We start from the raw sequence: 21,483 nt of genomic DNA, 5'->3' as shown, positions 1-21,483 counted from the left end.
AGCGGCGCAGCTCGTTGGTCATCGGCAGCGTGTTACCGGAAGACGATGCGGTAGCTTCCACCCTTGCGGCAGACCGACGTGCTGGAGTCCGCGTACCAGGTCTTGAGCAGGTTCCAGCGACCGTTGGACTTCAGTTTGCGGAACTGGACCCGGACAAAGGTGCTGGCGTTGTTCACGCCTTCCAGGTTCCGGGTGACGCTATAGGTGCCGCCGTGGGCAATGACGCGGTTTGAAATGTTTTCCGAGCGCCAGCGGTTGGAGCCGAGGTCACGGTAGTCCAGATCGTAAAGCTGGATCGGCTGGCCGGTGTTGTTCTTCACCGTGATGTGGACCTTCTTGCAGATATCGAACATGGCGGCAGCCGGTGTGACGGCTCCGAGGGAAGCAACGCCTGCGATGGCAAGAACGGTTGCGGCGGCAGCGGTTTTGGCAAGGGCTTTCATTGGTCAATTCCTTTCTCTTGAATGATCTCCTTTCGGAGGGGGTATCGATCTTTCGATGAGAGAAAGGTGCCAGAGCGGGCGGCCCGCCAGTATGGGGTCGATACCCCAATCGCATGTCTGAGGGGTCTGCCCCAGGGCCGGGAGAACCCTGCGTCTGGTGGATTGAAGACTTGCTTTGAGATGTGGTCTATTGCTGCGTCGTCGCCTGTTTTGAACGGGCAATTTCGAGAGGACGATGTCATTCCCGGACCGGCCGTACCGGTCACCTGATCAGCCCTGCCACACTATTCAAATGGACCGCCTCGAAAAGGAGTGCCCATGATTTCGAGATGCCTGGTGTTTATATTCTCCTGTCTCGCCGCGTCGGTGGCGCGGGCTGCCGACGTCGTTCCGTCGAATGCGGAAGGGTGCGATTATCATTTGCGGGGGCAGATCGTTGCGGGCGATGCGGAAAAACTGAAAGTTCTGCCTATCACCTCGCAAGGCATCACGCTGTGCCTTGATAGCCCCGGTGGCAGCTTTGCCGAAGGAAAGCGCCTGTTCGATACGATCTGGGACCAGGATATCGCAACCATGGTGCGTTCGGGAGAGCGATGTGAATCCGCCTGTTCCCTGGCCTTTCTGGGCGGCAGCATGCGGATCGGGACAGCCGTGATCCGCTTTCAGATGCGCTCCCTGCGGCCCGGCGGCAAGCTTGGGTTCCATTCGCCCAGCCTCAATCTGCCCAACGAGAACAGTTATCCGGCCAGCGAAGTTCAGACGGCCTTTGCGATTGCGCTGAAGGCAGCCGAATCCTTTTTCGATATCAAGTTGAGCGAGGAGCACGGCGTAAAGGCGATGACCGATTTCCTTTACCAGCGGATCCTTGGAACGCGCCCTGAAAACATGTTCCACATCGAAACCGTTGGCGATGCGGTTCTGGCCAATATCACGGTTACAGGAATGACGCCGCCGGCCTCGATCACGGAGCGGGAGATCGCCAATGTCTGCGACAATGCCTATGCCGCCAATCTGATGGATGGCAGGCCGGGGTATACGACCAGCGCACAATACTACGAGGAAATCCTGGCCGGCGATCCGGACGGCGAGCGCAAGGTGGTGCTGACACGGCAAGGAGAGGACCTTGTCGGCAAGGTCTTCAACTATTTCTCGGCGAGCAAGTTTTCGGCGCTCGGGTGTTCGGTCCGGATATCCGACGACTGGAAACGCTTCTGGGATACCGATTACAGCCCGCTGAGTGTCTATTTCGAGCAGTATTCGGTTGGTGACGATTTCGGAGACGGGGTGGGAGAAGAATTTTCCGCGCCCTACTGGTATCTGTTGCCGGCCTCGCAGACGCTCGGCACAGCGGCAGGAAGAACTGCCTCCGCACAGGCCAGCAATGCGCCTCTATCGGCGTCTGTTTCGTCAGGCGAGGGCGGTTTTGTGCGCCTGAGCGGCTATGATCTGTATGGCGGAGACCTGCCGGACGGCTTGCTGCGCAACATGGGTGCGGAAGACTGCATCTCGTCGTGTACCGCCCGAAGCGGTTGCGACGCGGTGACCTACGACAGGTGGAACCGGATCTGCATTCAGAAATCGTCCGGCTACAGCAATGGCTTGCTGTATCTGCTTTCCAAGGCCGACACTTATGTGCAACGCGCCGCTGCCGGGTCTCTCAAACCCAACGTGACTGTACCGGTCCAGACATTCACCAAGCAGAACAAGGGCTTTCCCGGTCAGCCGGACGAGAGCCTGCAGGCCGGATCAGCCGGTCAGTGCGAGACGCTTTGCGCGGAGCGCACGTGTCTCGGGTTCAACTGGTCACCCGGAGCAGGGAGATGCGATCTGTTTGCGCGGCCCGATGTCTATTCCGATGCCGCTGGTGTCGTGGCCGGGTTCATGGTTCAGCCTTCCCAGTAAGCCTGTTCGGTAAAACGTCCCGTCCGCGGTCCGGGTGACCGCGGACGGGGCCTTGTCAGGCGGCCTTCTGCCCGACGAAGCGGCCGGCGCCGTCCGGCAAGGGCAGAGCCTTGTGGGCATCGGCGAAGACCTTGAGCTTTTTGGCGACTTCTTCCCCCGGCAGAGAGCTGGCGCGGGTGTCGAGATCGACATGAAGCAGCAGCGTCTCCATGGTCGCGGCAAGTTTGCCGTCGGCGTTTTTCAGGAAGTGAAAGAGCTGCATCTTCTTGCCTTCTCCCTGAAGCACCTGGGTCGTGACCGTCAGGCGTTCGCCCGCCAGGAGCTCGTCCAGGTAACGCAGGTGGTTTTCAACGGTGAAGTAGCTCTTGCCGGTCGCGATGTAGTCGGCATCCGCACCGATCAGTTCCATGAACCGGTCGGTTGCCGCCGCGCCCGCTTCCAGATAGTGCGCCTCGTTCATGTGGCCATTGTAGTCGGTCCAGCTTTGCGGGATCTGGCGATCGCCCGTGATCGGCAGGTCGGCTTCCGCCGGCGCCGCCAAGGCCCGTTCGTGATCGTTGAGAACGCCGCCCGCGCCGCTGCCGCTTTTCTTGAGGGCCCGCATCATGCCGACGAGATTGTCATCGCGCAGGCGTTCCAGTTCACGAATGGAGCGATGGCCCGACTGGGCATCTGACTGACCGGCGATCAGATCGACCAGTTCGTCGGTGAATTCCGGCACGTCCATCAGTTTGGTCCAGGGCCAGGAAAGGCAGGGGCCGAACTGAGCCATGAAGTGCTTCATGCCGGCTTCACCACCGGCGATGCGATAGGTTTCGAAAAGGCCCATCTGTGCCCAGCGCAGGCCGAAGCCCATGCGGATCGCCTCGTCGATCTCTTCCGTCGTGGCGATGCCATCCTTGACCAGCCAGAGCGCTTCGCGCCAGACAGCTTCCAGAAGGCGGTCGGCGATATGGGCGTCGATCTCCTTGCGCACCTGCAGCGGGAACATGCCGATCTCGCGCAGGATTTCAGCAGCGCGTGTCATCTCTGCCGGGTCTCCGACCAGTTCGACCAGAGGCAGCAGATAAACGGGATTGAACGGGTGGGCGACGACGGCCCTTGCGCCTTCGCTGGTCAGTTCGGACGGTTTGAAGCCGGATGTGGACGAGCCGATGACTGCCGTTTCGGGAGCAAGCTCCGTCAAGCTGCCGAGGATCTTGTGTTTGAGGTCCAGACGTTCCGGCACGCTCTCCTGGATCCAGTCGGCTCCAGAGACAGCTTCGGCAAGATCGGAGGTGAAGGTGAGCTTGCCTTCTTCCGGCAGCCGCTTGTCGTAGAGCGCGGGCAGGCTGCGCCGTGCATTGGCGATGACTTCGCCGATCTTGCGTTCGGCTTCCGGGTCGGTGTCGAAGACGGCAACGTCCCAACCGTTCAACAGGAAACGGGCGGCCCAGCCGCCGCCAATCACGCCGCCGCCAATGATGGATGCTTTTCTGGTCATGGTGCTAAGGTCTCCGTGTGGCCGTCGATGGCCAGGATCTGTCCTGAAATGCGGGCGCCTGCTTCTGACGCCAGAAAGTGAATGGAGTTTGCGACATCCTGCGCGGTGACCCAGGTCTTCAGCGAAACGCCCTTCACGTAGCTTTGGCGAATGGCCTCTTCGCTCTCGCCGCGCGCCTTGGCTTCCATCGCGACGACCCGGTCCATCCGCTCCCCTTCCACCGCACCGGGGCAGACTGCGTTGACGCGGATGCCGTGCGGCCCGAGTTCCATTGCAAGCGTCTTGGTGAGGCCGACGATCGCCCATTTGGCCGAAGCGTAGGGCGAGCGGAACGGGTAGCCGTAAAGACCGGCTGTCGAGGAGGTGAGGGTGATCAGGCCATGCCCCTGAGCTTTCAACACTCTGGCCGCCCAGCGGCAGGTCAGGAAGGCGCCGTGGAGGTTGGTGGCGACACAGCGTTGCCATTCCGCATAGTCCAGCGTCTCGATCGCGCCGGCTGGACCACCGGTGCCGGCATTGGCACAGACCACATCGACACCGCCCCAGCGCTGCTCCAGGTCGTTCAGGAACGCGGTCATCTCCGCTTCAGACGTGACATCGGCAACGGCAGCGATGGCGTTGCCATTCGCCTTCGAGAATGCGGTAACGGCGGCAGGGTCGGCATCGCAAATCGCGACGGCGTCCCCTTCTGCCAGGAACCGTTCCGCGATGGCGCGGCCGATACCCGAGGCACCGGCCGTAACAAGAACTCTGCGGCTCATGTCAGGCGCTCACCGGCGCGCGCTTGGTCAGGCCCAGCTTTTCACGCACGGCCTGCGGGCCGATGATGTTGGCCCCCATGCCTTCGATCAGTCCGGCCGCTTTTTCAACCAGTTGGGCATTGGTTGCAAGAACGCCCTTTTCCAGGAAGAGATTGTCTTCCAGACCGACGCGCACATTGCCACCGGCCAGAACGGAGGCAGCCACATAGGGCATCTGGTCCCGGCCGAGGCTGAAGGCCGACCACGCCCAGTCATCCGGAATGGCGTTGACCATGGCCATGAAGGTGTTGAGGTCGTTGGGCGCGCCCCAGGGCACGCCCATGCAAAGCTGGACAAGGGCTGGGGAGGCGAGCGTGCCTTCCTTGACGAGTTGCTTGGCAAACCAGAGGTGACCGGTGTCGAAGGCTTCGATTTCCGGCTTCACGCCGAGTTCGGTCATCATGGCCCCCATGGCGCGCAGCATGCCCGGGGTGTTGGTCATGACGTAATCGGCCTCGGCGAAATTCATGGTGCCGCAGTCGAGCGTGCAGATTTCAGGAAGGCATTCGCGGATATGCGCCATGCGCTCGGTTGCGCCGACCATGTCGGTGCCTTTTTCGACCAGCGGCAGGGGGCTTTCGGTGGACCCGAAAACGATGTCGCCGCCCATGCCCGCGGTGAGGTTCAGAACCACATCCACATCGGCAGCGCGAATGAGATCCGTGACTTCGCGGTAAAGCTCCACCCGCCGGGACGGAGCTCCCGTCTCCGGATCGCGCACATGACAATGGACGACGGCCGCGCCGGCCTTTGCCGCATCAATGGCGCTGTCGGCGATCTGCTTCGGGCTGCGGGGCACATGCGGAGACTTGTCCTGTGTCCCGCCGGAACCGGTTACCGCGCAGGTGATGAAGACGTCGCGGTTCATGGTCAATGGCATTGGGTCCTCCTGTATCAGTGGCGGTTGAACCGGTATCGATTGAACTGCCAGAAGCTGACTGGTTTGAAAGTGTTGGATTGTCTTTTGCGGATGTGGTCGAGCGCAGGATGATCTAGCGGCCCTTCCAGACCGGATCCCGTTTTTCGGCAAAGGCGCGAGCGCCTTCCTTCTGGTCTTCCGAGCGGTAGAGCGTTTCCACCGTCTGAAACTGGCTTCGGGTGATGCGGTTGAGCGCGTCCTGGAACTTCATGTCTTCCGCCTCGCGCACGATCTCCTTGATCGCGGCATAAACGAGCGGAGGACCGGACGCGAGCAACCCGGCCAGTTTCCAGGCCTCCGCCATGAGATCCTGTCCGGGGTAGATGTGGTTGATGAGGCCCCACCGGGCGGCTTCTTCGGCCTCGATCCAGCGGCCGGTGAACAGCATTTCCATGGCGATGTGATAGGGAATGCGCTTGGGAAGCTTGATGCTGGCAGCATCTGCCACAGTTCCTGACCGGATTTCCGGCAGGGCGAAGGTGGCATGGTCTGCTGCCAGGATGATGTCGGCAGAAAGCGCAAGCTCCAGCCCGCCGCCGCAGCAGATGCCGTTGACGGCGGCGATCACTGGCTTGTTGAGCCCGCGCAATTCCTGCAGGCCGCCGAAACCGCCCTTGCCGTAGTCGCCGTCGACCGCATCGCCACCGGCCGCGGCCTTCAGGTCCCAGCCGGGGCAGAAGAATTTATCGCCGGCACCGGTCACGATGGCCACCCGCAGGTCCGGATCGTCGCGGAAGTCGGTGAAGACATCGCCCATGATCCGGCTGGTCATCAGGTCGATGGCATTGGCCTTTGGCCGGTCGAGCGTGACAGCCAGAATGTGGTCGCGTTTTTCGGTCTTGATGGGGCTTTCCATCAGTTTTCTCCCATTCTCACCAGCGCATCGACTGCGATGGCGAAGTCCACGCCGCAGAGCAGCGGGTTGATTTCCACTTCTTCGACCGGGGCCGACAGAACGAACGCCTGCACTGCCTGCACAGCTTCAACAATGGCCTCCAGATCGCAAGGCGGCTTGCCGCGATATCCGGTCAGGACACGGCCGATCTTCAGATTTTCAAGGGCGCTCCTGATCTCCTCGTCACTTGCGGGAACGATCAGCGAGGTGCTGTCTTCCAGTAGCTCGGTCAGAATGCCGCCGGCGGCGAGTGTCAGGACGTAGCCGTGCGCGGGATCCCGGACGATGCCGACGAGCAGTTCGGCACGGCTGCCGGTGATCATCTCCTCCACAAGAAACGAAGAGGCTGGCATCCCGCTAGCTGCGGAGTGGACCTCGCAGGCTGATTGCAGATCAAGGGCAACAGCTCCGGCTTCGGTCTTGTGGGCGATGCCGGTGCCTTTCAGGGCCACGGGAAATCCGATCTCCTCGGCCGCATGGGCGGCGGCTTCCGGGCTGCCGGCAATGGCACTTGCCGGGGCCTTGAGGCCGTACCGTTGCAACAGGGCTTTTGCCTCCTGCTCCGACAGGAGACGGGGGTCGGCGACAGGTCGGGGTATCCGGATTGGCTTTGCTGACAAGGGGCACGCCAGAAAGGCGGCTGCCTCGATGGCTGTCAGCGCATCGTCCAGCCCGCAGAGAGGCACAAGGCCACGTTTCATGAGATCGGCGGCAAGGGCTTCGGGCATGGTCTCCGGCAGGGAGCTTACAATCGCCATCGGCTTGCCGGAGGCCTTCATGGCCGCTTCCACCGGTTCGATCACCTTCAGCCAGTCTTCCGGATCGCAGCGGTCCAGTCTCGGAATGTCGAGAATGACGATACCCAAGGCGACGTCCGCCTGCATCATGGCGATGTAGCACCGGGTCATGGCCGGGCCGTCTCCCCAGATGTAGGTGTGATAGTCGAGCGGATTGGCGAGGGCGACCTTGGGGCCGAGGGCCTCGGACAGAGCTGCTCTTTGCGCGGGACCGAGCGGCGGGAAAGTGATCTGCCGGCCGACGGCCGTGTCGGCGATCAGGCTGGCTTCTCCGCCCGAACAGGACATGGAGACGATGTTGGCGCTGGGCAGAGGGCCTGCAACGTGAACCAGTTTCAGAGTTTCCAGAAGCGCGGGCAGGCTGCCCACACTGGCAATGCCGAGCCGTTTGAACAGAGCGTCTGAGCCAGCCGTGCTGCCAGCGAGAGCCGCCGTGTGCGAAACCGTTGCCGCTTGTGCCGCCTCGGAGCGGCCGACCTTCAGGGCCACGACGGGTTTGCCAAGCGCGTGCGCCTTGCGAGCGAAAGCCTCGAAGGCTGCAAGATCATCGAGCCCTTCGATGTGAAGGCCGATGGCAGTTACGCGGTCGTCGTCCAGCAGTGCGCTGCCGATGACGGAGAGGCCCGTCTGAGCCTGGTTGCCGGCGGTCATCAGATAGGCAATCGGCAGACCGCGTGCCTGCATCGTCAGGTTCAGTGCGATGTTGGAGGACTGCGCGATGATAGCAACACCGCGTTCCACCGGGATCAGCCCATGCTGATCTGGCCAGAGGGCCGCTCCGTCGAGCGCGTTGAGAAAGCCATAGCAGTTGGGGCCGAGGATCGGCATGTCGCCGGCCGCCTCGATCAACGCAGCCTGGAGATCCGCGCCATCGGCTAGCTCCCGGATTGCTTCGCTGAAGCCGGAGGCAAAGCAGATGGCACCGCCAGCGCCAAGGCTTGCCAGCGAGCGGACAACCTCGACGGTCACTTGCCGGTTGACGCCGATAAAGACCGCGTCGGGGGCGGAGGGCAGATCTTCGACAGAGGCGTAAGCCCGGCAGCCGTCGATCTCCTCCCGGCTGGGATGCACCGGCCAGAGGTTCCCCGCGAAACCGGCCTTGCGGCATTCCCGAAGCACGTTCCGGCACCAGGAGCCACCACCGATGATCGCCACGGAGCGCGGCCGGAGCAGGCGTTCAAGTGAGCGCATGGATCAGGCTCCGAGCGGACGGAAGAGTTCGCGGCTGATGATATGGCGCTGGATCTCGCTGGTGCCGTCCCAGATCCGTTCCACGCGGGCATCGCGCCAGAAGCGTTCGATGGGGAAGTCGTCCATCAGGCCCATGCCGCCGAAGATCTGCAAGGTAGTGTCCGTCACCCGTGCCAGCATTTCGGAGGCATAGACCTTGGCGCTGGCGATTTCGCGGTTGGCGGGCAGGCCCTGGTCAAGACGCCAGGCGCCGGCAAGGGTCAGCCAGTCGGCAGCATCGATCTCGGTGATCATGTCGGCGACCTGAAAGCTGACACCCTGGAACCTGGCGATTGCCTGGCCGAACTGTTTGCGTTCCGCGGCATAGTTGACGGCGTAATCGAAACAGCGGCGGGCCCGGCCGACGCTCATGGCGGCAACCGTGAGCCGGGTGGCGTAAAGCCACTCGTTCATCACCTCGAAGCCGCCGTCGACCTCGCCAAGGACCTGGCTGTCCGGCAGGCGGCAGCCGTCGAAATAAAGAATGCAGTTCTTGTAACCCCGGTGGCTGACAGAGCGATAACCTTCGCGCACTTCGAAGCCGGGCGTGCCCCGGTCGACGAGAAAACAGGTGATGCGTTTTTTGGGCCCTTTCGGGGTTTCGTCGACGCCGGTTGCGACAAAGACGATGAAGAAATCCGCATGTTCCGCGCCGGATATGAAATGCTTGGAGCCGGAGATGACCCAGTCGCCGCCGTCGCGTACCGCCTGGCATTTCATGCCGCGCACATCCGAGCCGGCGTCGGGTTCGGTCATGGCAAGCGCGTCCATCTTCTCGCCGCGGACAGCCGGCAGAAGGTAACGCTCGATCTGGTCGCCCTTGCAGGCCATGAGGATGTTCTGCGGTCGGCCGAAGAAGTGGTTCAGCGCCATCGACCCGCGTCCGAGTTCGCGTTCCACCAGTGTAAAATCCAGATGGCTGAGACCCGCTCCGCCGACTTCCTCGGGGAAGTTGCAGGCATAGAAGCCGAGATCGATGCACTTGCGCTTGATCTCCTCGCCGAGTTCGGCAGGAACCTGCCCGGTTTTCTCGACAAGATCCTCATGCGGGTAGATCTCGTTTTCCACGAAAGACCGCACGGTGGAGACGATCATTTCCTGCTCTTCGCTCAACCCAAAATGCATTGGATGCTCCTCTTGCCTCAGACCTGCGAGAGTGAGACAAACGGGCTCAGGCTATTGTGCGGTTTTGGTTGGAAATCATGCCGATTTCACAGAAATCGAATTCAGTGAGAAAAATCTGCGTCCTGTTGTTCGAGAGCTTTTCCAACCATTGTCTGGCGAACGCGATCGAGCCTTTCCGGGCGGCAAATACGATTGCGCGCAAGCAGCTCTATTCCTGGGAGCATGTCAGCCTTGGTGGCGGTACCGTCAGGTCGTCCAGCGGTCTGCCGGTTGAGACGTCTGGCTGGATGGAGGCCAAGCCCGGTGGGGACTATCTGTTCATCATGCCGAGCTACGGGTTCGAGACCTTTGCAGGTCAGGGCATGCTGCGTGCCCTGAAAGCTGCAAGGCAACGGTTCGGCACCCTGGTTGGCATGGATACCGGAGCCTGGCTTCTGGCCGCGGCCGGACTGCTGGAGGGGCGCAGGGCAACGATCCACTGGGATGAGTTGACCCGATTTGCCGAGCGCTTCCCCGAGGTCGACGTCGTCGAGGATCGGTTTGTGCTGGATGAAAACGTCTGCACCTGTGGCGGGGCGTCGACCACCTTTGAACTGGCGCTGGAACTGATCAAGCGGCACCACAGCCCCATGTTTGCGCTCGAGGTTGCGGCCATGTTCATGTATGGCGACAAGCTGGACATGCACGATCCGCACAAGCGCCTGTCGTCTGATGCTCTTGTGCGGGGTGCAACAGCACTGATGCGGCGAACCATCGAAACACCGATGCAGATTGAAGATCTCGCCCGGCAGCTGAAGGTCGATCAGCGCACGCTGGAACTCCGGTTTCAGCAGGAAATGTCGATGACGCCGCTTGGGGTCTACAAGGCGATCCGTCTGCGCGAGGCGCGGCGGATGGTGGAGCTGACGCGGCTGGGCATTGCCGAGATTGCGGAACGCTGCGGTTATCGAAACGCAAGCGCCATGACACGCGCCTACCGGCAGGAATTCGGCCAATCTCCCCGCGAGCACCGGCGCTTGAGATAGTCGACGCTTCTGAAACGAGAAAGGCCGCGCAGAATGCGCGGCCCTTTCTTGGAAGGTTGAAGACCTTACTGGTGCGGGAAACCGGCTTTTGCAGTGCCGTTCCAATCGCCCTGGAAAGGCAGGATGTGCAGCGGCCTTTTTGCATTTGCGCCTTGTGCTCTTGCACCGGCAACCTGCTGCTGGGCAACCGTCAGCCGTTCTTCACCGTTGTAGCTGCCTACGATCGGCAAGATCAGCAGGTTGCCGCTGCGTGCTTCGGCCAGGGCCTTTGCGTTGACGGTCTGCTGGATGCGGACAGACACAGGCTTGTCGCCGTTCAGGTCGCCGCGGGTGTCGTCCGGATCGATGGCAAAGGCATTGCCGGCCAGCGCGCCGGAGACAAAGGCTGCTGTCAGCAGGGTGGAGAGAAGTTTTCTGGATGTACGCATGATCATGCTCCGTTTGGTTGTTAAGCTCATGAATGGCTGCAGGAGTTTGTTGGTCCCTGATGCTGTTCATGCCGGGAACAACGACACGGAAGCGGACCGGTTGCGGCTGGTCTGGTAATAAGATCAACACAAAAACATGAGGCGGTGTGAGAGAGAGCCGGCCTTGCGCACCACGCGGTTTCACCCCAAGCGCGCGTTCATTACCGTCCTCTGAGAAAATGCCGTTTGCTTCACCGGGCCGTGATCGTGCGGAGAGATACCGGGCCGGATTTTGCCCTGTTATTCAAACTGAAATGACAAGGTCTTGAGCGCGCTTTCGCCGGGCACGCGGCGTCTTACATCTCGTCCAGAAACAGCAGAACAGGAACGTAACGATGGCCTGTACCAAGGACGATTTCACAAAAGACCTTCAAAGCGAAATACCGCATTTGCGCAGATACACCCGCTCGCTGACCCGAAACCCGGAAGCCGGTGACGACCTTATGCAAACCTCTCTGGAAAAGGCCTTGCGGCACCACGCCAGCTTTCACTGCGGCACGGAGCTGCGCCGCTGGCTGTTCACGATTGCCCGCAACGCCTATCGCGACGAACGCAAGTGGCTTGCGCGGAGGGGGGATCATTTGCCTATCGAGGACTGGCTGGAGGAAACCCAGGCACTGCCCGCTCAGGAAAAGCACCTGGAGCTGGAAGATGTCGCCAGGGGCATTGCAGGGCTGAGGCCCGAAGACCGGAACGCCCTGGAGTTGCGGGTGTTTTCGGGCCTGTCCACCGGGCAGATTGCCAAGCAAACCGGCGTCGCGGTTGGCACCGTGAAAAGCCGGCTTTCCCGTGCCCGGCACCTGCTTGCCGCCGTCTGACAGCCGGCAGGCGCCTGTTCAGCCTCCCGTTATCAGGCCGCGACCCTGACCGGGACACCGGCCATTCGGGCGGTCAGACGCTCCGTTTGATAATCCGACCAGTCTTCCGCCGCTTCTTCCTCGTTTTCCCTAGTCTCGGGGAAGGCGGCGGAGAGCACTTCGCCGGTGATATTGTTGCACCAGCCTTCCGCGGGATTGAATTCCAGAACCGCCTGGACCTTTTCGAGTTGTCCGGTCTGGAGGTCCTCGATGATCCTGGAAAGTCTCATGTCGGAGACATCTGTTTCCGGTGTGTAGAAGCAGTTTCCAAGTTCGCAAATCACTGAATAGAACGACATGTCGAGGTTCAACGTCATATAAGCCTCCGTCTAAAATAGACCGAGAGAATATACGCAAAAAACGTACATGTCAATTTTATGAATTTTTTGAAATATGGCAAAAGCGTACGCTTCAATCGCTGCGTGAGTCGACGGCGTACGGTCGTGTTTGGCCACAAAAGGCACTTGCGCGGAAGGTGGCAGGGCTGTCCGCAAACGGTGTGGTTATCTTTGGGTGGGGGCGATGCGGCGGGCTGTCAGACCACCTGGCGGATCACGCTCAAGACCTTGGCGATGATCCGCACTTCCGTTGCTTCTTCGTCGTGCTCGTTGAAGATCACCGGCTCCTGAAAGCGCGGGTCGTTCGATTCCGGCTGCAGTTCGATCTGGCCATTCCGGCGGATGATCCGCTTGGCGGTGCGCTCGATGGTGTGTCCGCCATCTCTGGTGCGTTCGACGACGGCCAGATCTCCGGACTTGATCTCCAGGCCAGCCCCAAGATAGTCGACACACAGGATGAAGTCGCCGTTCCAGGCGATGCGGTTGAGGCTTTCCCCATTGATTTGCAAAAGGTATTGGTTTTCGCTCGGGAAGCGAAGATCGCCTGCGAAACTCGTTTTTTTGGCGGCATCCGTTTCGAACAGTGCGGATTCCATCCAGAGGCCAGCGGCCACCTGGCCTTTGATTTCCAGGGGTGTTGCAGCCCTGGAAGGCGCGCTGGAGGCGTCGAGGTCGGTAATGGAATCGGGCGCGAGCGCCAATATATCTTCACGCGTGATCGGCTGTTCCCCCTTGCCCAGAAGGACCGGAAGAAGCTTTGCCACGAAGTCCGACGGCAGCGCCGGTTTCATGTAGTCCGCGCTGAAATACCGCTGGATGGAAGACGCGTTCTGATAGCCCATCGCCCGCGCAATGGCGCGGATAGACAGACCGCTTCGGTCTTTCAGATCCGCGAGCTGGCGGGAGACTGCCGATTGTTCGTCCATATCCATAAGATGCTCACCGGGTCACGTTCGATGCATACGTATTAGCAGTAAAAACGTACGGAGTCCATGTTGACATACGTACGCAATAAGCGTACGAATTTTGTGTCATCAAGTGAATGCGTGGGAGTGACGATGAAAACTCAGACAACCCTTCGAAACAGGACAGAGGAGACTGGCCGGTGAGGGACCTGACGGACGAAATTGAGGAAGCGCAGGCAAAGGTTGCGCACCTGAGGATCCGGGCCGAGCGGCCGAGCGCCAGGCTGGAGGACGAATTCGCCTTGGAAAAGGCGCGAAACAGGCTGCTGACGCTTGAGCTGCGCAACCTGAAGCAGGGCAGCGACGCGCGCGGCGGTTCCTGCCATAAGCCCAGAATGCGGGGTGCCGGCAGCGCTGGAAGGGAAGGGCAAGTCCTTTTTAATTCCAGAACAAAAAGTGAACAAATGCCACGTACAGCGCGGGAGAGGGCAGAAGCCGCATTTGCTGCCGTGCAAGGCACTGCGGTGGTGAAGAAAGGTCGGGTCTGATGGCTTCGGGAGGACTGGTTGACAGGATTGCTGCCGAATATGGCGTTCATTTTATCAGCCACACAAGACGGGTGCAGGGGCGGCACCAGTCGAAGGCCCGCCGCACTTTCCAGACCCTGTTGCAAAAACACGGGGCGGACCATCTGCGCCTCGTGTTCGGGCTGATCAACACGGCCGAGAACAGGGGGAACTGGTCTGCCCCCTGTTTCACCGCCGTGTCCTGGCTAGTTCTGAACAAGCCTGACTGGGTAGAACGCCGGGGATTTCTGGATCAATTCGACCGGATCAATCTGGAGGAACTGCTTGGCAGCGCCAGGCATATCAACCCCGCAGCACCAACTGTCACGCTTGCCGTTCTGCTTTCCTACGAACTCGATAAGCTTCTGGAAACACCACGCGAGGGGCTTGCCGCATGAATTGTATTGTCAGTTGTGACAGGTTGATTACACTGCCGCCGTCAATCTTCGGCTGCATTGAGTCTTTTCGAGGTTGCACGCCTGGCTTGCTGCGCTCCGGCCCTGGTCCGGCGGCGGACGGATCTTTCACCGGCATTTTGAAAGGGGTTTTGATCATGAACGGCTATTTGACAAAAGCTCAGATTTTCGCCTTCGAACGCGGAGCCACTGCGTGCAGGGAAGGCAAGTCCCGCGAGGACAATCCTTACCCGCGACAGGCCGATTATTTCGGCCTGTGGGAAGAGGGTTATCAGAAAGAACGTGAAAGCCAAGGCAAGTAACGAGGCCCTCGGGCGCGCCTGTGATGCCGCACGGAAGGGACTTACGCCGTGCGGTTCTGTTTCACCTACAGTTTGAAGAGCGATGGTATGGAAACGAGTGCACCTGACCAGATCCTGGCCCGGCTGATGGAGGCTGTCGAAGTTGTTGCGGCGACCGGCAAGGGCGATGGACCGCGCGCTGTTCTGGCCAGTTGGCCTGAATGCCAAGGCAAGGTTGCCAAACGCCGACGTATCTATTCACCCCGCATGATCAGCCAGGCCGAAGAAGCAATTACCTGGTTCTCCCTGATCGAGGACCCGGACGCGCGCCGGGCACTGCAGTTTGAAGTGATGTGCAAGGCGGGCGGTGGCAAGTTTTCGCGGATCTGCGAGAAATACGGCTGGAAACGCTCGACGGTTACCAGCCGCAACAAGGTGGTGCTGCGCCGGCTGGCCGAAAAGCTGGAAGCGCTCAACTAGAGCAAATCGCGATGCAGGATTTTTCCATTTAAACGCGGCACCCTAGCCAATAACCAGATTGCCGGACCATTCAGACAACCGGCAATCTGCCATTGTTCGGCAAAGATCGAAGGTGATCGTTGAGCCGATCTCGCGAAAAACAGTGCCGCAATCGGTTCTGCGCAAGCGCTGTGGGTCCAGATTTCCGCCGCCCTTTTTCCAAACCCCCGAGACATTGGAAAAGCATGCCCAGGAGAGTGGCAGGGCGCGCATTTTTCCGGCAAGAGCTGAAAAAAACTGACCAGATGCGCACAACGTGGGCCAGTCGATAATCCCGCGTTGGAGCACGGCTTTTCGAAAAGCTGTGCCTAAACAGTGGCTTCAGACATTCGGGCGACGTGGACAGCTTCGACAAAACCGGGCAAAAAGGGGCTTCCTTATTTTACCGTGGATCAGTGTGCCCAAGAGGCCTGGTACCGGTTTTACGCTTCTTCCCAAAGCCAAAGACGATTTCAGCGAGGCGCAGGCTTTTTGCATCTGGTGCTTCGAACGCCGGGGCCAAGGACCGGCGATGGGGAAGCCGCGGACCGTGTCTTGAACTGACCTCCAGACGACTTGCAGGAAAGTGCGACCCATGACTTTGCCAGAAGGGGGCGGCAGCGCGCTGAGGTGGCCGACGGCCAGAGCGCGCCGGAAAGTGTGCGCGGAGTTTTGCGCGCATATTGCCGCCGGATATTCGATCGACAGTTTCCCGGACGCCGACGGCCGGACGATCCGCTATTACGCCGAACAATTTCCCGAGGACTTTCCGCCCGCAAAGCTGGAAGAGGCCGCGCGGCGCGGCCTTCTGGAATGGGAGCGGATCGGCAAGGACGGCGCCAGGGGAGAACTGGCGAAATTCAACGCCAGTGCCTGGACCTTTGCCATGAAGAACCGCGCCGGCTGGCGGGACCGGACGGAGCCGGAAGCCTGGCCGGTCTGGAGCGGGCCGGAAGACAGCCAGACACTCGAGACATTGAAACCGCGCAGCTCGGAGGAAATTGCTCTGGGCGTGATGGCATTGCTGACCGGAAAGGATATGCCAAAGGATGGCGACGGCCCTCGAAACGCTGATTGACCACATCGACCAGATGCCCGCGGACGAGCGGGTTGCCTTGCAGAAACAACTGGATGAGGCGGGCGTGCTGGACCAGTTTTCCGTCTGGCGGCCTCAGGCCGGACCGCAGACGGAAGGTTATTTCTCCGAAGCCGATCTGACGCTTTACGGCGGCGCGGCGGGCGGCGGCAAGACGGACCTGATTGCCGGACTGGCGCTGTTTGCCCACCACAAGGTGGCGATTTTCCGCCAGTCGCTCAAGTCCCTGAAGGGCTTGACCGAACGCATGAACGCGCTGATGCGCCAGGCGGGCATGGGCAAGATTTCAGGCAACCCGCCAAGGTGGACCGGGCCCGACGAACGGCTGATCGAATTTGGCCACCTGGGTCTGCCGGGCGCGGAAGAGGACTGGCAGGGCCGTGACCATGACCTGAAGGCCTTCGATGAAGGGGCGCAGATGGACCCGCGCAAGATCATCTTCGTGCTCGGCTGGCTGCGCACGACACGGAAGGGACAGCGCTGCCGCGGGTTGATCGCCACCAATCCGCCACTGGGCGGGCAGGGGGATTACCTGAGCGACTGGTTCGCGCCCTGGCTCGATCCGCTGCATCCGCTCTACGGCAAGGTGCAGCCGGGAGAGATGCTGTGGGCGGTGTTCATCGACGAGGGCGATGCCATTCGCACGGTGTGGGTGGACGGGCCGGAGCCGGTTGAGATTGAAGGCGAGATCCGCACGCCGAAGAGCCGGACCTTCATTCCGGCACGTCGGCAGGACAACCGCTTTCTGGGAACGGACTACGACGCCCAGCTTGACCAGATGCCCGAGCCGATGCGCACGGCGCTGAAGACCGGAGACTTTCTGGCGGCCCGACAGGACCACGAGTGGCAGGTGATCCCGTCCGACTGGGTGGACCTTGCCTTCGAGCGATACGACCAGGGCATCGATCGGGACGAACCGATGACGGTGCTTGCCGTGGATGTTGCCCAGGGCGGCAAGGACCGGACGGTGCTGCAGCCGCTGCATGGCCGGCGCTTTGAGACCAACATCGTGCGCAAGGGGACCGACACGAAGGACGGTGCCGATGTCGGTTCGCTGATCATCCGCGAGCGGCGCGACAATGCGATGATCGTGGTGGACTGCACCGGCGGCTGGGGCGGGGACACGGTTGGATTCCTGAAGCGGGAAAACAACATTCCGGCGGAAAAATGCGTCTTCTCCGCCCAGTCGGGCGAGCGCGCAAAGGACAGCAGGATCCCGTTCTACAACTTGCGCGCCGAACTTTACTGGCGCTTGCGCGAAGCCTTGCACCCCAAGAGCGGGCTGGGGCTGGCAATCCGGCGTTCGGCGACGGTGAAGGCGCAGTTGACGGCGCATCGCTGGAAGATGCGAAACGGGAAAATTCTGATTGAGAGCAAGGAAGAGATCAAGGACCGGCTGGGCTCTTCCCCGGACGAGGCGGATGCAATTGTCGAGGCATTGGGATGGAAGCAGAAAGCGGAGCTGAAGAAGGTTCTGAAAACCGGAGCCGAAAGCCGGATGGCGCCACTGGGCGACCCGCTGGACGGTTTCTGATCCGCGACCTTTGCCTGCGGGATGCCAGCTTCATCGCGGCCAACATGCGGGATCAGGACCTGCGCGAAATCGCCTGTCTGTGGAAGGAGTGGGACACAAGGGCGCTGGCGGCCTGCGCGCTGCAGACGGCCGTGCCGTGCATGGTGTGGTCGCTCTGGTACGACGGCCAGCCAGCGGCAGCCTATGGCTTCAGCCAGGCGTCCGCCTTCGATCCGGATCATTGGCAGGCCTGGGCCTTCGGCACGGATCGATTCCGCCGATGTGTGCCGGCGATCACACGACACTTGCTGGAAATCCGGGAGACTGTGGAGCGGGATTGCCGGCGGCTGCAGGTGATCACCCTGGACGATCACGACATTGCCCATGGCTGGATCGAGGCGCTGGGCGCAACACGCGAAGGGCGGCTGAGGGCCTATGGCCGAGGCGGGGAGGACTTTTATGTCTATGCCTGGGTAAGGGGGGACAAGCGGCCATGAGCGTTGTTCGAAACCGGGAAGGCTGGTAGCGTCCGGCCATTGCAATTTTGACGTTTTTATCTGGAGGCTCAGCCTTGTCTTCACCCAAGGATGATCTGCCCGTCGGGCAGATGACGAAACATTTCGCAGGCAATATCTCTCAACTGAATGCGATCGTTCTGTCCGACTATCGCAGGACCGAGGAAAACATCGGTTATCACAGGGGCCGCCTGGACCAGGGGTTCAAGCTGCTGGTCCTCAAGCACTTGCCGCTGCCGGAAGTGTTCGAGTTTCAAGGCACGACCTTGCGATCAGGCGGGCGGTATGGCCTGCCGGAGGAAACGCAGGAGGCGGACCGGCGGCGCGCGGCCGTGCATGACGGCATCCTGGCGGACCGCGGCGCTGCGGGATACCGCGATCTGCAGACCCGCGCTCTGAGCCTTGCAACCGTGACCGGGCCGAAGCGGCTGGTAAAGGTCATGCCCACGATCCGGCATGACGAGCATCTGGCCCCTCGCGATCAATATCCCATGGGCGGCGGTTTTCTGCAGTGGGACCTGAAGAAGCCCGGCTTACCGTTTTTCTGCGCGGCGCATTTCAAACCGGGCGGCACGGTGGTGACAGCGGACGGCACGTTTCAGGTGAACTCGGACAACTTTCTGGCCGACTATCCGCAGCGCGAGAAGCTGCAGAAGTATCTGCAGACAGTCTAGGTTTCATGCCACGGCTAGACGGGGGAGCGGGCGGCGAAGCGGATGCGGTAGTCGGTCGGGCGCAGGCCGAGTTTCTTGCGGAAATGGTGGCGGAGCGCGTGGGCGCTGCCGAAACCGACGCGGGCCGCGATCGTTTCCATGTCGTCGTCACCCCGGCTGAGGATCTCCTTGGCGGCCTCCAGACGCTCCTGAACCAGCCACTCGCCCGGCGTCAGTCCCGTTGCTTCGGTGAAGCGGCGCTGGAAGGTGCGCGGGCTGAGGCGGCAGAGGGCTGCCATGGATTCAATGGTCCAGGCCGTCTGCAGCGCCTGCCTGACCCGCTCCAGAACCGGTGCGATTTCGCTGCCCCCGCGATGAGCGACGGGGCGTTCCAGGAACTGAGCCTGGTCGCCGGTGCGGTGGGCGGGAACGACGAGGCGGCGCGCAACGGAGTTGGCCTTGTCGGTTCCGTAATCCTGGCGGATGATCTCGATCATCAGATCGATGCCGGCGGCGCTGCCCGCAGACGTGTAGATCCGGTTTTCCTGACGGTAGAGCGAGGCCTCGTCGACGGTGACGGCGGGGTGCCGCTCGCGCAGCTTTTCCGCGTAGCGCCAATGGGTGGTGGCGGAGCGACCGTCGAGCAGACCGGTGGCTGCCAGTACGAACGCACCGGAGCAGATGGACACGAGCCGCGCGCCCCGGCTGTGTGCCTCGCAAAGCCGGTCGGCAAGCGATTGGGGAACCGGGCAATCCGCCCCTTTCCAGCCGGGCACGACGATGATGTCCGCCTCGGCTATGCGTTCCGGGCCATGGTCTGGCACGAGTGTGAGGCCGCCATGGGCGCGTAAGGGGCCTTCCTCGACCGGGCAACTGGCGAAGCGGTACCAGTCGGCGCCGAATTCGGGGCGGGCCAGACCGAATATCTCCGCGACGATACCGAACTCGAACGTGCAAAGCCCGTCGTAGAGAAGGGCGACGACAAGCGGGCCTTCCGGCGCGGAGGGGGCAGTGGTTTGAGGGGACGTATTTTTTGTCATGATGTTTACGTATATAGTCAATCATGCCAATTGCCAATCGGCGTTCAGACGGCGACAAACAGCGGGAAAGGAGACCTTCATGACCAACAATGTCACCGCTGTTCCAGCCGCACCGAGCGATCTCGCCAAGGAACATTTTGCCGCTGAATTTACCTTCGAGGCCGATTGCTGGGATGTGCACGACGCCCTTCAGGGCGAGCCTGGCTTTGTGTTGCTGGATGTGCGCAGTCCGGCGCTGTTCGAAAAAGGCCATGTGCCCGGCGCGATCAACCTTCCCCACGGCAAGATCATCCGTTCCAAGATGGCCAGGTGGCCGGAAGAGACGCTGTTCGTGACCTATTGCGCCGGCCCGCATTGCAACGGTGCCGCACGGGGGGCGTTGCGGCTTGCGGAACTGGGCCGCCCGGTGAAGATCATGGCAGGTGGCGTTACCGGCTGGATCGACGAAGGTTTTGAGCTGGCAACCGGTAATTCATGAGCTGAGCTGCAGCAAGAGCCCCTGCCTGCCTGACCCTGCCTGCTTTGGCCGGTCAGGCGGGGGCATTACCAGCAGCATCGGTCGAAGAGAAACGATAGCCAGGGCCGCGGCAAGGGAAGCCTTCAGGAAAGCTCCAGCGGCAGGTTGCAAAAATTCACTGGATCAACCACAATTCTGATGGGAACAAAGAATGAACATTTTTTAGGGGATTTGGACGCAGGACCCATGGCGGATTTTGAAGATATTACCGGCTGGCGGGAAGAGCTGGCGGCATTTGAGAAAACGGAAGAAGGCAGGGCCTTTTTCGACAAATACAGTTCGTGGAGCCCAACAAGACCCCGGGCACCCAAATTGCCATATGAAACACTCCTTCATTTTGGTGGATTGCACCTCACGCACCCGGAAATTCTTGAGGTGATGAAGCGGTCGGAAGCTTGGCTCGATTATCTGACTGCCAATCCGGATTTCGGCCGGGATGATGAGGGGTTCGATGAGCTTTGCCCGTGGGCGGACAACGAAACCATCTACGACTTCGAACGCTGGTATGCGATGAAAACGCAGATCCCCTATGACGGTAACCTCGATCCCGGCCGGCGCTTAGCCTACAGGGTTGCGATCGGAGAGCTTCCATCCCTGGCGGCTCCGGAGACCCGGGCTTACGCTGAAAAAGAGCATTCGACGGATATCGCCTTTTCAGACAAGGGGGCGAAATGAAAGAGAAGGTTATTCTCCTTGATGCCTCCGAAATTCTGACATTTATCGGAAGAGTGGGATCTGGAGAGTACCCGGTTCAGGGTTTGAATGCGATCGCGAACCGGGGTGACAAGTTTTTCTTCAGCGGGGATTTTCAAGCCGAGCTGATAAAGGCCAAAGAGTGGGAAAGCCGCAGGGGAAAGATCCTTCAACGATGGCTGGACGAGAATGCTCACCGCATCGTGGAAATCGATCCGGTGGAGGGAATTGACCAGGAAACAGGCAAGCCAGAGGAAGAACTGTTCGATCCCGAAGGAAAGCGGTACGAGAGCGGCGGCGAAGTGGCCGATATGTCGATTCGCAAATTCATGTGACGGAACAGGGACACATACGATTTTGAAGTGATCGGGAGAGACATAGACCTGCTGGACAATGATTTTGGTGAAGACCACCCGCTGCACCAATTGAAATTCGACCGTTTGAGCACACGCTCGGCTCTGACTTGGCTGAGTGCCCATCCGGATGTGCCTTTTACAAAAGAAAAGTTC

Annotated in this window: 25 protein-coding genes; 14 read left to right on the top strand and 11 right to left on the bottom strand. The window is 60.8% G+C overall.

Translation table 11 applies throughout. The annotated features are described in order from the left end of the window. Window positions 1-32: 32 nt before the first annotated feature. Window positions 33-443 carry a hypothetical protein gene (locus SIAM614_RS16215; RefSeq protein WP_006936098.1) on the bottom strand — a complete coding sequence of 137 codons (411 nt, stop codon included), beginning with the start codon at window positions 441-443 and terminating at the stop codon, window positions 33-35. A gap of 318 nt (window positions 444-761) precedes the next feature. On the opposite strand from SIAM614_RS16215, the gene SIAM614_RS30640 reads away from it, so the two are divergent. Continuing rightward, complete coding sequence (locus SIAM614_RS30640; RefSeq protein WP_050789409.1) at window positions 762-2,345, top strand: PAN domain-containing protein; 1,584 nt, start codon at window positions 762-764, stop codon at window positions 2,343-2,345. Between the two features lie 55 nt (window positions 2,346-2,400). Here SIAM614_RS30640 and SIAM614_RS16205 read toward each other — a convergent pair whose 3' ends face one another. From SIAM614_RS16205 to SIAM614_RS16180, 6 genes are all read right to left on the bottom strand, one after another. After that, complete coding sequence (locus SIAM614_RS16205) at window positions 2,401-3,828, bottom strand: carnitine 3-dehydrogenase (protein WP_006936090.1); 1,428 nt, start codon at window positions 3,826-3,828, stop codon at window positions 2,401-2,403. Beyond that, on the bottom strand, window positions 3,825-4,589 hold the full coding sequence (locus SIAM614_RS16200) for an SDR family oxidoreductase (protein ID WP_006936088.1): 765 nt from the start codon (window positions 4,587-4,589) through the stop codon (window positions 3,825-3,827). Before SIAM614_RS16200 ends, SIAM614_RS16205 begins: the two co-directional genes overlap by 4 nt. A gap of 1 nt (window position 4,590) precedes the next feature. Beyond that, window positions 4,591-5,508, bottom strand: a complete 918-nt coding sequence (locus SIAM614_RS16195; RefSeq protein ID WP_006936083.1) for a BKACE family enzyme — start codon at window positions 5,506-5,508, stop codon at window positions 4,591-4,593. A 112-nt stretch (window positions 5,509-5,620) separates the two neighbouring features. Then, window positions 5,621-6,403, bottom strand: a complete 783-nt coding sequence (locus SIAM614_RS16190) for a carnitinyl-CoA dehydratase (protein ID WP_006936081.1) — start codon at window positions 6,401-6,403, stop codon at window positions 5,621-5,623. Continuing rightward, the gene (locus SIAM614_RS16185) at window positions 6,403-8,430 is read right to left on the bottom strand and encodes an acetate--CoA ligase family protein (RefSeq protein ID WP_006936079.1); all 2,028 of its coding nucleotides are present in this window, start codon (window positions 8,428-8,430) and stop codon (window positions 6,403-6,405) included. The genes SIAM614_RS16190 and SIAM614_RS16185 overlap by 1 nt, the downstream gene beginning before the upstream one ends. A 3-nt stretch (window positions 8,431-8,433) precedes the next feature. Then, window positions 8,434-9,594, bottom strand: a complete 1,161-nt coding sequence (locus SIAM614_RS16180; RefSeq protein ID WP_006936077.1) for an acyl-CoA dehydrogenase family protein — start codon at window positions 9,592-9,594, stop codon at window positions 8,434-8,436. Window positions 9,595-9,698: 104 nt separating this feature from the next. On the opposite strand from SIAM614_RS16180, the gene SIAM614_RS16175 reads away from it, so the two are divergent. Then, a complete protein-coding gene (locus SIAM614_RS16175) occupies window positions 9,699-10,619 on the top strand; it encodes a GlxA family transcriptional regulator (RefSeq protein WP_208984009.1) in 921 nt (306 codons plus the stop codon). A gap of 65 nt (window positions 10,620-10,684) precedes the next feature. On the opposite strand, the gene SIAM614_RS16170 is transcribed toward SIAM614_RS16175, so the two are convergent. Beyond that, on the bottom strand, window positions 10,685-11,047 hold the full coding sequence (locus SIAM614_RS16170) for a hypothetical protein (RefSeq protein WP_157139903.1): 363 nt from the start codon (window positions 11,045-11,047) through the stop codon (window positions 10,685-10,687). Window positions 11,048-11,421: 374 nt separating this feature from the next. Here SIAM614_RS16170 and SIAM614_RS16165 point away from each other — a divergent pair, with 374 nt between their 5' ends. Next, complete coding sequence (locus tag SIAM614_RS16165; RefSeq protein ID WP_006936066.1) at window positions 11,422-11,904, top strand: RNA polymerase sigma factor; 483 nt, start codon at window positions 11,422-11,424, stop codon at window positions 11,902-11,904. A gap of 32 nt (window positions 11,905-11,936) precedes the next feature. Here the strand turns inward: SIAM614_RS16165 and SIAM614_RS16160 are convergent, their stop codons facing one another. Together SIAM614_RS16160 and SIAM614_RS30635 are read right to left on the bottom strand one after the other, a co-directional pair. Beyond that, window positions 11,937-12,260: a hypothetical protein gene (locus SIAM614_RS16160; RefSeq protein WP_006936063.1), complete on the bottom strand. Its 324-nt coding sequence runs from the start codon at window positions 12,258-12,260 to the stop codon at window positions 11,937-11,939. A 218-nt stretch (window positions 12,261-12,478) separates the two neighbouring features. Continuing rightward, the gene (locus tag SIAM614_RS30635; protein WP_006936061.1) at window positions 12,479-13,213 is read right to left on the bottom strand and encodes a LexA family protein; all 735 of its coding nucleotides are present in this window, start codon (window positions 13,211-13,213) and stop codon (window positions 12,479-12,481) included. Window positions 13,214-13,386: 173 nt separating this feature from the next. On the opposite strand from SIAM614_RS30635, the gene SIAM614_RS16145 reads away from it, so the two are divergent. The 8 genes from SIAM614_RS16145 to SIAM614_RS16105 all read left to right on the top strand — a co-directional run bounded on the left by SIAM614_RS16145 (window position 13,387) and on the right by SIAM614_RS16105 (window position 18,745). After that, window positions 13,387-13,734: a hypothetical protein gene (locus tag SIAM614_RS16145; protein ID WP_157139902.1), complete on the top strand. Its 348-nt coding sequence runs from the start codon at window positions 13,387-13,389 to the stop codon at window positions 13,732-13,734. Next, complete coding sequence (locus tag SIAM614_RS16140) at window positions 13,734-14,150, top strand: hypothetical protein (protein WP_006936058.1); 417 nt, start codon at window positions 13,734-13,736, stop codon at window positions 14,148-14,150. The genes SIAM614_RS16145 and SIAM614_RS16140 overlap by 1 nt, the downstream gene beginning before the upstream one ends. Further along, window positions 14,147-14,470 (top strand): ribosome modulation factor, encoded by a 324-nt coding sequence (locus tag SIAM614_RS16135; RefSeq protein WP_157139901.1) that lies wholly within the window; start codon window positions 14,147-14,149, stop codon window positions 14,468-14,470. The genes SIAM614_RS16140 and SIAM614_RS16135 overlap by 4 nt, the downstream gene beginning before the upstream one ends. An 87-nt stretch (window positions 14,471-14,557) precedes the next feature. Then, window positions 14,558-14,929: a DUF6362 family protein gene (locus SIAM614_RS16130; protein WP_006936054.1), complete on the top strand. Its 372-nt coding sequence runs from the start codon at window positions 14,558-14,560 to the stop codon at window positions 14,927-14,929. 613 nt (window positions 14,930-15,542) lie between these two features. Then, window positions 15,543-16,025 (top strand): hypothetical protein, encoded by a 483-nt coding sequence (locus tag SIAM614_RS16120; RefSeq protein WP_006936051.1) that lies wholly within the window; start codon window positions 15,543-15,545, stop codon window positions 16,023-16,025. After that, entirely contained in the window at window positions 15,997-17,577 is a 1,581-nt protein-coding gene (locus tag SIAM614_RS16115) for a hypothetical protein (protein ID WP_006936050.1), read from the top strand. The genes SIAM614_RS16120 and SIAM614_RS16115 overlap by 29 nt, the downstream gene beginning before the upstream one ends. Before the next feature lie 44 nt (window positions 17,578-17,621). Beyond that, window positions 17,622-18,053 carry a hypothetical protein gene (locus SIAM614_RS16110; RefSeq protein WP_006936048.1) on the top strand — a complete coding sequence of 144 codons (432 nt, stop codon included), beginning with the start codon at window positions 17,622-17,624 and terminating at the stop codon, window positions 18,051-18,053. Between the two features lie 74 nt (window positions 18,054-18,127). Then, window positions 18,128-18,745 (top strand): hypothetical protein, encoded by a 618-nt coding sequence (locus tag SIAM614_RS16105; protein ID WP_006936047.1) that lies wholly within the window; start codon window positions 18,128-18,130, stop codon window positions 18,743-18,745. Window positions 18,746-18,759: 14 nt separating this feature from the next. Here the strand turns inward: SIAM614_RS16105 and ftrA are convergent, their stop codons facing one another. Then, window positions 18,760-19,764: a transcriptional regulator FtrA gene (ftrA, locus tag SIAM614_RS16100; RefSeq protein WP_006936046.1), complete on the bottom strand. Its 1,005-nt coding sequence runs from the start codon at window positions 19,762-19,764 to the stop codon at window positions 18,760-18,762. Between the two features lie 79 nt (window positions 19,765-19,843). On the opposite strand from ftrA, the gene SIAM614_RS16095 reads away from it, so the two are divergent. From SIAM614_RS16095 to SIAM614_RS16085, 3 genes are all read left to right on the top strand, one after another. Continuing rightward, window positions 19,844-20,242 carry a rhodanese-like domain-containing protein gene (locus SIAM614_RS16095; protein ID WP_006936045.1) on the top strand — a complete coding sequence of 133 codons (399 nt, stop codon included), beginning with the start codon at window positions 19,844-19,846 and terminating at the stop codon, window positions 20,240-20,242. 144 nt (window positions 20,243-20,386) lie between these two features. Then, a complete protein-coding gene (locus tag SIAM614_RS16090) occupies window positions 20,387-20,956 on the top strand; it encodes a hypothetical protein (RefSeq protein ID WP_157139899.1) in 570 nt (189 codons plus the stop codon). Beyond that, window positions 20,953-21,309 carry a hypothetical protein gene (locus SIAM614_RS16085; protein ID WP_006936043.1) on the top strand — a complete coding sequence of 119 codons (357 nt, stop codon included), beginning with the start codon at window positions 20,953-20,955 and terminating at the stop codon, window positions 21,307-21,309. The genes SIAM614_RS16090 and SIAM614_RS16085 overlap by 4 nt, the downstream gene beginning before the upstream one ends. Window positions 21,310-21,483 lie beyond the last annotated feature (174 nt).

The sequence above is a fragment of the Roseibium aggregatum IAM 12614 genome (assembly GCF_000168975.1).
GTDB classification, from domain to species: domain Bacteria; phylum Pseudomonadota; class Alphaproteobacteria; order Rhizobiales; family Stappiaceae; genus Roseibium; species Roseibium aggregatum.
Note: the sequence above shows the minus strand (reverse complement) of the source record. Positions and strands in the feature narration are given on the sequence as shown.

Coding starts and splice junctions, on each gene's coding strand:
- SIAM614_RS16115 (WP_006936050.1), top strand. CDS start 15,997: ATGGCGACGGCCCTCGAAACGCTGATTGACCACATCGACCAGATGCCC.
- SIAM614_RS16170 (WP_157139903.1), bottom strand. CDS start 11,047: ATGCGTACATCCAGAAAACTTCTCTCCACCCTGCTGACAGCAGCCTTT.
- SIAM614_RS30640 (WP_050789409.1), top strand. CDS start 762: ATGATTTCGAGATGCCTGGTGTTTATATTCTCCTGTCTCGCCGCGTCG.
- SIAM614_RS16200 (WP_006936088.1), bottom strand. CDS start 4,589: ATGAGCCGCAGAGTTCTTGTTACGGCCGGTGCCTCGGGTATCGGCCGC.
- SIAM614_RS16135 (WP_157139901.1), top strand. CDS start 14,147: ATGAATTGTATTGTCAGTTGTGACAGGTTGATTACACTGCCGCCGTCA.
- SIAM614_RS16185 (WP_006936079.1), bottom strand. CDS start 8,430: ATGCGCTCACTTGAACGCCTGCTCCGGCCGCGCTCCGTGGCGATCATC.
- SIAM614_RS16160 (WP_006936063.1), bottom strand. CDS start 12,260: ATGACGTTGAACCTCGACATGTCGTTCTATTCAGTGATTTGCGAACTT.
- SIAM614_RS16180 (WP_006936077.1), bottom strand. CDS start 9,594: ATGCATTTTGGGTTGAGCGAAGAGCAGGAAATGATCGTCTCCACCGTG.
- SIAM614_RS16165 (WP_006936066.1), top strand. CDS start 11,422: ATGGCCTGTACCAAGGACGATTTCACAAAAGACCTTCAAAGCGAAATA.
- SIAM614_RS16190 (WP_006936081.1), bottom strand. CDS start 6,403: ATGGAAAGCCCCATCAAGACCGAAAAACGCGACCACATTCTGGCTGTC.
- SIAM614_RS16095 (WP_006936045.1), top strand. CDS start 19,844: ATGACCAACAATGTCACCGCTGTTCCAGCCGCACCGAGCGATCTCGCC.
- SIAM614_RS16140 (WP_006936058.1), top strand. CDS start 13,734: ATGGCTTCGGGAGGACTGGTTGACAGGATTGCTGCCGAATATGGCGTT.
- SIAM614_RS16205 (WP_006936090.1), bottom strand. CDS start 3,828: ATGACCAGAAAAGCATCCATCATTGGCGGCGGCGTGATTGGCGGCGGC.
- SIAM614_RS16130 (WP_006936054.1), top strand. CDS start 14,558: ATGGAAACGAGTGCACCTGACCAGATCCTGGCCCGGCTGATGGAGGCT.
- SIAM614_RS16085 (WP_006936043.1), top strand. CDS start 20,953: ATGAAAGAGAAGGTTATTCTCCTTGATGCCTCCGAAATTCTGACATTT.
- SIAM614_RS16215 (WP_006936098.1), bottom strand. CDS start 443: ATGAAAGCCCTTGCCAAAACCGCTGCCGCCGCAACCGTTCTTGCCATC.
- SIAM614_RS16195 (WP_006936083.1), bottom strand. CDS start 5,508: ATGCCATTGACCATGAACCGCGACGTCTTCATCACCTGCGCGGTAACC.
- SIAM614_RS30635 (WP_006936061.1), bottom strand. CDS start 13,213: ATGGATATGGACGAACAATCGGCAGTCTCCCGCCAGCTCGCGGATCTG.
- SIAM614_RS16120 (WP_006936051.1), top strand. CDS start 15,543: ATGACTTTGCCAGAAGGGGGCGGCAGCGCGCTGAGGTGGCCGACGGCC.
- SIAM614_RS16110 (WP_006936048.1), top strand. CDS start 17,622: ATGCGGGATCAGGACCTGCGCGAAATCGCCTGTCTGTGGAAGGAGTGG.
- ftrA (WP_006936046.1), bottom strand. CDS start 19,764: ATGACAAAAAATACGTCCCCTCAAACCACTGCCCCCTCCGCGCCGGAA.